5 protein-coding genes are annotated in these 6,976 nt (G+C 73.0%); 4 read left to right on the top strand and 1 reads right to left on the bottom strand.

The features are described 5' to 3' along the window. From ACFC0G_RS39480 to ACFC0G_RS39465, 4 genes are all read left to right on the top strand, one after another. Positions 1–1,291, top strand: a 1,291-nt coding sequence (locus ACFC0G_RS39480; RefSeq protein WP_376413624.1) for an allantoate amidohydrolase, incomplete at its 5' end; no start/stop codon positions are given. Beyond that, positions 1,282–2,619 (top strand): formimidoylglutamate deiminase, encoded by a 1,338-nt coding sequence (locus ACFC0G_RS39475; protein WP_376413622.1) that lies wholly within the window; start codon positions 1,282–1,284, stop codon positions 2,617–2,619. The genes ACFC0G_RS39480 and ACFC0G_RS39475, both read left to right, overlap by 10 nt. Positions 2,620–2,645: 26 nt before the next feature. Further along, entirely contained in the window at positions 2,646–3,893 is a 1,248-nt protein-coding gene (gene hutI, locus ACFC0G_RS39470; protein ID WP_376413620.1) for an imidazolonepropionase, read from the top strand. Between the two features lie 109 nt (positions 3,894–4,002). Further along, positions 4,003–4,731, top strand: coding sequence for a hypothetical protein (locus ACFC0G_RS39465; protein WP_376413618.1), 729 nt, complete (start codon positions 4,003–4,005; stop codon positions 4,729–4,731). 52 nt (positions 4,732–4,783) lie between these two features. Here the strand turns inward: ACFC0G_RS39465 and ACFC0G_RS39460 are convergent, their stop codons facing one another. Then, positions 4,784–6,820 carry a S8 family serine peptidase gene (locus tag ACFC0G_RS39460; RefSeq protein ID WP_376413616.1) on the bottom strand — a complete coding sequence of 679 codons (2,037 nt, stop codon included), beginning with the start codon at positions 6,818–6,820 and terminating at the stop codon, positions 4,784–4,786. Positions 6,821–6,976: the final 156 nt, after the last annotated feature.

Genomic DNA, 6,976 nt, shown 5'->3' with positions numbered 1-6,976 from the left:
CCCACCCTGCCGCCCACCCCCTCCCCACCCCCCACCCCACCCCCCTGCCCGCGCCCCCCGGGGGGCCCCCCCCCCCCCCCCGGGGGGGGGGGGGGGCCCCCCCCGCCCCCCCCCCCACGCCTCGGGCGGCTACCGCCGCTACGCCTGGACGGGCGCCGACGCCGACTGCCGGCTCTGGTTCCGGATGCAGGCCGAGGCCCGCCGCCTCGACGTCGAGACCGACCGGAACGGCAACCAGTGGGCCTGGCTCGGCGACCCGACGGCCGGAGACGCCGTCGTCACCGGCTCCCACCTGGACTCCGTCCCGGACGGCGGCGCCTTCGACGGCCCCCTCGGCGTCGTCTCCGCCTTCGCCGCGCTCGACGAACTGCGCGCCCGCGGCGCGGTGTTCAGGAAGCCCCTCGCCATCGTCAACTTCGGCGACGAGGAAGGCGCCCGCTTCGGCCTCGCCTGCGTCGGCTCCCGCCTCACCGCCGGCCGGCTGACGAAGGAGCAGGCGTACGAGCTCCGCGACGCCGACGGGATCAGCCTCCCGCAGGCGATGGAGGCGGCCGGCTACGACCCGGACGCCATCGGCCCCGACCCGGAGCGCCTCGCGCGGATCGGCGCCTTCGTCGAGCTGCACGTCGAGCAGGGCCGCGCCCTGGACCTGTCCGGGGACGCCGTCGGTCTCGCCTCCGCGATCTGGCCGCACGGCCGCTGGCGGTACGACTTCGCCGGCGAGGCCAACCACGCCGGCACCACCCGGCTCGTCGACCGCCGCGACCCGATGCTCACCTACGCGGAGACGGTCCTCGCCGCCCGCCGCGAGGCCGAACTCGCGGGCGCCGTCGCCACCTTCGGCAAGATCGCGGTCGAGCCGAACGGCGTCAACGCCATCCCGTCCCTCGTCCGCGGCTGGCTCGACGCCCGCGCCGCCGACCAGGGCGCCCTGGACAAGGTCATCGCGGGCATCGAGTCGGAGGCCCGCGGCTACGCCGAGCGCCACGGCATCGACCTCACGGTCGTCCGGGAGTCCTTCACGCCGATCGTGGACTTCTCGCACACGCTGCGGGACGAGCTGTCCCGCCTCCTGGGCGAGAAGGCCGGGTCCGCCGGCAAGGTCCCCGTCCTCGGCACGGGTGCGGGACACGACGCGGGAATCCTCTCCGAATCGATCCCGACCGCCATGCTGTTCGTACGGAACCCCACCGGCGTCTCGCACTCCCCGGCCGAATTCGCGGCCGAGGACGACTGCGCGGCCGGGGTCCTCGCACTCGCCGACGTACTGGAGGGCCTGGCGTGTCGCTGACGACGTACTGGCTGGAGCACGTCTGGCTCGACACCAACGTCGAGCCGGGCGTGGCCCTGGAGGTAACGGACGGCCGCATCACCGCCGTACGCACCGGGGTCGACGTCCCGCCCCCGGGCGCGGTCGTCCTGCGGGGCCTGACGATCCCCGGCCTCTCCAACGCCCACTCGCACGCCTTCCACCGCGCCCTGCGCGGCACCGTCCAGGTCGGCTCCGGCACCTTCTGGACCTGGCGCGAGGTGATGTACACCGTCGCCCAGCGCCTCACCCCCGACAGCTACTTCGCCCTCGCCCGCGCGGTGTACGCGGAGATGGCACTCGCCGGCATCACCTCCGTCGGAGAGTTCCACTACCTCCACCACGCGCCCGGCGGCACCCCGTACGCCGACCCCAACGCCATGGGCGAGGCCCTGATCGCGGCCGCCGCCGAGGCGGGCATCCGCATCACCCTCCTCGACACCGCCTACCTCTCCTCCGGCTTCGGCGCCGCGCCCGAGCAGCACCAGCTCCGCTTCACCGACGGCACGGCGGAGAAGTGGGCGGAGCGGGTCTCGGCCCTCAAGGACCGGGACGGGGTACGGATCGGCGCGGCGATCCACTCCGTACGGGCGGTCCCGGCCGACCAGCTGTCGACGGTGGCCCGCTGGGCCCAGGACAGGCAGGCCCCCCTCCACGTCCACCTGTCCGAGCAGACCGCCGAGAACGACGCCTGCCTCGCGGCGCACGGCCTCACCCCGACGCAGCTCCTCGCCGAGCACGGCGTCCTCGGCCCCCGCACGACGGGTGTCCACAACACCCACCTGACGGGCGGCGACATCGGTCTCCTCGGCTCGTCGACCACCGGCACCTGCATGTGCCCGACGACCGAACGCGACCTGGCGGACGGCATCGGCCCGGCGGTCGCCCTCCAGCGCGCCGGCTCACCGCTCTCCCTGGGCAGCGACAGCCACGCGGTCATCGACCTCCTGGAGGAGGCGCGGGCCATGGAGCTGAACGAGCGCCTGCGCACCCGCACCCGCGGCCACTGGACGGCCGCCGCGCTGCTCAGGGCCGCCACCGCCGACGGCCACGCGGCCCTCGGCTGGGCGGACGCGGGCGTCCTGGAGACCGGCGCGCTCGCCGACTTCACGACGATCGCCCTGGACACGGTCAGGACAGCGGGACCGGTACCGCGTCTGGCAGCCGAGACGGCGGTATTCGCCGCGTCGGCAGCGGACGTCCGTCACACGGTCGTGGCCGGCCGCCACGTCGTACGGGACGGGGTCCACCACTCCGTACCGGACGTGGCCGGCGCCCTCGCGGACTCGATCGCCGCCCTGCGCGGCTGAAACGGCTGAAGGAGACACCCCTCACCATGAACACCGGCCCTGCGGCGACGAACAACCCGGCGGCGACCTCCGCCCCCACGAGCGCGAACAGCGCCGTGGCGACGGCCGCCACCGCCATCGTCAACATCGCCAGTCTCGTCACCAACGATCCCTCCCTCGGTGATGGCAGCCCTCTGGGTCTGATCCAGGACGCGGCCGTCGTCATCGAGGGCGACCGTGTCGTCTGGGTCGGTGAATCCAGCAAAACACCCGCCACTGACAACCGGGTCGACGCCGCCGGCCGGGCCGTCCTCCCCGGCTTCGTCGACTCCCACTCCCACCTCGTCTTCGCGGGCGACCGCACCGCCGAGTTCAACGCCCGCATGTCCGGCCAGCCCTACGCGGCGGGCGGCATCCGCACCACGGTCGCGGCCACCCGCGCCGCCTCCGACGAGGCCCTGTCCGCGAACGTCGCCCGCTACCTGCGCGAAGCCCTCCGCCAGGGCACGACCACCTTCGAGACGAAGTCCGGCTACGGCCTGACCGTCGAGGACGAGGCCCGCGCCCTGCGGATCGCGGCCGAGCACACCGACGAGGTGACGTACCTCGGCGCGCACATCGTCTCCCCGGACTACGCGGACGACCCGGCGGCGTACGTGGAGCTGGTGACGGGCGAGATGCTCGACGCCTGCGCGCCGTACGCCCGCTGGGTCGACGTCTTCTGCGAGAAGGGCGCCTTCGACGGCGACCAGGCCCGCGCGATCCTCACCGCCGGCAAGGCGAAGGGCCTGCACCCCCGGGTGCACGCCAACCAGCTGACGTACGGCCCCGGCGTGCAGCTGGCGGTCGAGCTGGACGCGGCGAGCGCCGACCACTGCACGCACCTCACCGACGCCGACGTCGACGCCCTGGCCTCCGGCAACACGGTCGCGACCCTCCTCCCCGGCGCCGAGTTCTCCACCCGCGCCGAGTGGCCGAACGCCCGCCGCCTCCTGGACGCGGGCGTGACCGTGGCCCTCTCCACGGACTGCAACCCGGGCTCGTCCTTCACGTCCTCCGTCCCCTTCTGCATCGCCCTCGCGGTACGGGACATGGGCATGACCCCCGACGAGGCGATCTGGTCCGCCACGGCCGGCGGCGCCGCCGCCCTCCGCCGCACGGACGTCGGCCGCCTCACGGCCGGCGCCCGCGCCGACCTGACCTTCCTGGACGCCCCGTCCCCCGTCCATCTGGCGTACCGCCCGGGCGTGCCGCTGGTGACGGAGGTCTGGCGCCAGGGCGTGCGGGTGGTCTGACGTCACTGACGGAGCGTCAAAAGTGGTGATCGACAGTCCGGTTGATCACGGTGTCCGTTGAGTACGGGTACTCATGTGGGCGGCCCCCGGTCGCTCGCATGATTCCCGCATGAGAACTCCGAACCGCCTCGCGAAGATCGTCCTGACCGCCGCGCTCGGCAGCATGGCCCTGACCGCCTGCGGCACGGAGGACGCCACCGGCAAGCCTCCCGCCAAGGCGTCCGCCGTGGATGTCGGTGCATCTGCGAATCCGGCGCCGAACCCGACGACGCGGATGATCCCGTCGGATGCTCTGGAGACGCACCCCGACCCGGAGATCCGGGCCCTGGCGCTGGTCACCCGCATCACGAACGAGTGCGCGCCGGGCACCATGCCCGAGTTACCCGCTCTCCCGGCGGACGACGACATCTCCAGGACGGTGGGGCCGGAAGAGCAGCCGACAACGGGCCCCGAGCCGCTCCCGCTTCCCACGGACATCCCCGAGCCGCCCTCCTCCGAGCCCACGGGACCGGCCGAGGAAGTGCCCCTGGGCCCCGTCGACAAGTGCGGCGCAGACGCTCACGCCGAGCGCATCCGGAAGGCGTTCGACGGCGAGAGCCCGGCCGACTACGCGGATCTGCGAAAGAAGCTGACCGCGCTGGACTACCTGCCGGACAGCATCCACCGGATGCCGGACCACGGCGGCGAGCCCCGGGCCCGGATCGACCTCCGCGACATGAGCATGAGCGACAACCTGGTCCTGGAGGTCACCGGAACCGCCCGCGGGGTGACCGCCGCATACTTCGGGGCCCCGGTGGCGGGTGATGTGAAGGTCACCGAGGTACGGCGGAAGCCGTAGCCGGTGTCCCGGCCTGTCGCCAAGGACGGGCCGGGACAACCGAGGGCGGGGGTCAGAGCGTCAGCATCCAGCCGCTGATCAGCCCCGTGTCCCCCTGCGCGACATCCTGGGCGCGCAGCTTCCAGGTGCCCTTCGCAGGGGAGGCGCTCGCGTCCACCACGTAGGTCTCGCTGATGACGTTGCCGCTTTCCTTCGGGGCCGCCGCTCGCAGGGGGTACACCCGGCCGTCCGGAGCGACCAGGTCCAGCTTCACGTCCCCTCGCCAGTCGTGCCAGATGTCGACGTAGACGCGGACCGCCCTCGGGGCGTTGCCGGAGAGCGCGCTGCCGACGACGACCGGTGACTCGACGGTGGCATTGTCGGGGATCGCCGTCTCGGTCCAGTTGTCGAACCAGGGGAAGCGCAGGTCCCAGCCGCTGATCCAGCCGCCCGAACCGGCCGAGGTGGCGCGGAGCTTCCATGCACCCTTCGCCTGCTCGGCGCTCGCATCCACCTCGAACAGCTGGTGGATCTCCTTGAGGGTGTCGGGCTGGTAGACCCGCCGCAGCGGGTACGCGGAGCCGTCCGGGGCGACGAGATCGATCGCCAGGTCACCCGTTCCGGCGCGGTGGACGTCGACGTACACCTGGAGTCTGGACGGTGCGGGCCGGTCCTGGTTGACGTCGATCGCCGACTCGGCGGTCCCGGTGCCGGGGATGGCGACCTCCGTCCAGTCGTACCACTCGACCAGCTCCGGGTCGGGGTCGGTGCCTCCCCCGCCGCCGCCGAGCGCCGCCGCGTCGAGCTGGATCCGGGGCGTGACGGCGCCCGTGTAGGTGACATCTCCGCCCGAGTCCTTCAGCATCGCCTCCAGCTCGGTGACGGGCTTCTCGGGGAAGGACTGGCGGAGGACGGCGAGGGCGCCGGTGACGTGGGGTGCGGCCATGGACGTGCCGCTCTTCGACGCGAACCCGCCGCCGGGAACCGAGGAGACGATGGCGGTACCAGGTGCGAGCAGGTCGAGCAGCGTGCCGCGGTTGGTGAACGTGGACAGCTGGTCGTCGTCGGTGGTGGAGCCCACCGTGACGGCGGAGGATATGCAGCCGGGGGCGCTGACCGCGTCGGCGTAGCCGTTGTTACCGGCTGCGACGACCGTGGCGACGTTCGCGGCGAGCAGGTCGTCGATGGCCTTGCGGCGGGGGTCGTCGGGGCATGCGGTCGCCCAGCGCCCGCCTCCCAGGCTCAAGTTGGCGGCGATGACGTCGGTTCCCGCCTTCCTCAGCGCGAGGACCTTCTCCAGAGCCTTGGCCGTCGAGCTGGTGTAGGCGAGCACGCACGGGGTGTTGCCAGGGCCACAGAGGGCCGCGGAGTTGACCTTGGAGAACACCTGGATGGCGATGATGTCGGCGCCCGGGGCGACACCGCGCGCCGGTGCGCCGCTGACGCCCGTTCCGTCACCGGCGGCGATCCCGGCGACGTGAGTGCCGTGCGAGCAGGCGGCGCCGAGGGCGGCGCACGGGCCGGCCGAGGTGTCGGCGCTGCCGGGGCCCTCCTGCTGGATCTCACCGTTGGGGCACAGGCTGGTGGTGGAGGTGCTCGGCTCGTTGACGGAGAAGCACGCTTCGGTCGTTACGCGGCCCGAGAGGAAGGGATGGTCGACGTCGACGCCGGTATCGAGGATGGCGACCGCACTTCCGACGCCGGTCTTGCCCGCCGAGTAGGTCTTGTCGCTGCCTATCGTGACGGTGGATTCGTCGAGAGAGGGCGGGACGGCGACGTCTTCGGTGACGCTGACGACGCCGGGCGTGGCGCTCAACTCCTGGAGACCTGCGCTGTCGACGCGCAGGGTCACCATCGGCAGGGTGTCGAAGGTGACGAGGGTTTCGCCGGCCTCGGCGGCGGAGGCCAGGTCCACGCGCTGGTCGGTGACGACGTTGACGCGCACGGTGCCGTCGGACTGGGCCTGGTCGAACAGAGCGGGCGGGACGGGATCCGACTCGGTGGCGGAAGCTGCGGCGCTCACCGGGGCGGCGCCGGCGGGCGTGGGCAGCGCGGTGATCAGCATCGCTGCCGTGGCGGCCGCCAGCACGCCCCAGACGGGTCTCTTCACGTATGACTCCAGGAAGAAGAAAGAGAAGAAGAACAAGAACAAGGAGAAAGAGGGGGCGGGGGGGGGGGGTTCGCCGACCCCCCCCCGGGGGGCACACCGTCCGGGGGGGGGGGCGGAGGAGGTGGGGGGTGGGGCCCAGATGACGCGAGCGCACCC

Source organism: Streptomyces sp. NPDC056169 (genome assembly GCF_042268445.1).
Taxonomy (GTDB): domain Bacteria; phylum Actinomycetota; class Actinomycetes; order Streptomycetales; family Streptomycetaceae; genus Streptomyces.
Note: the sequence above shows the minus strand (reverse complement) of the source record. Positions and strands in the feature narration are given on the sequence as shown.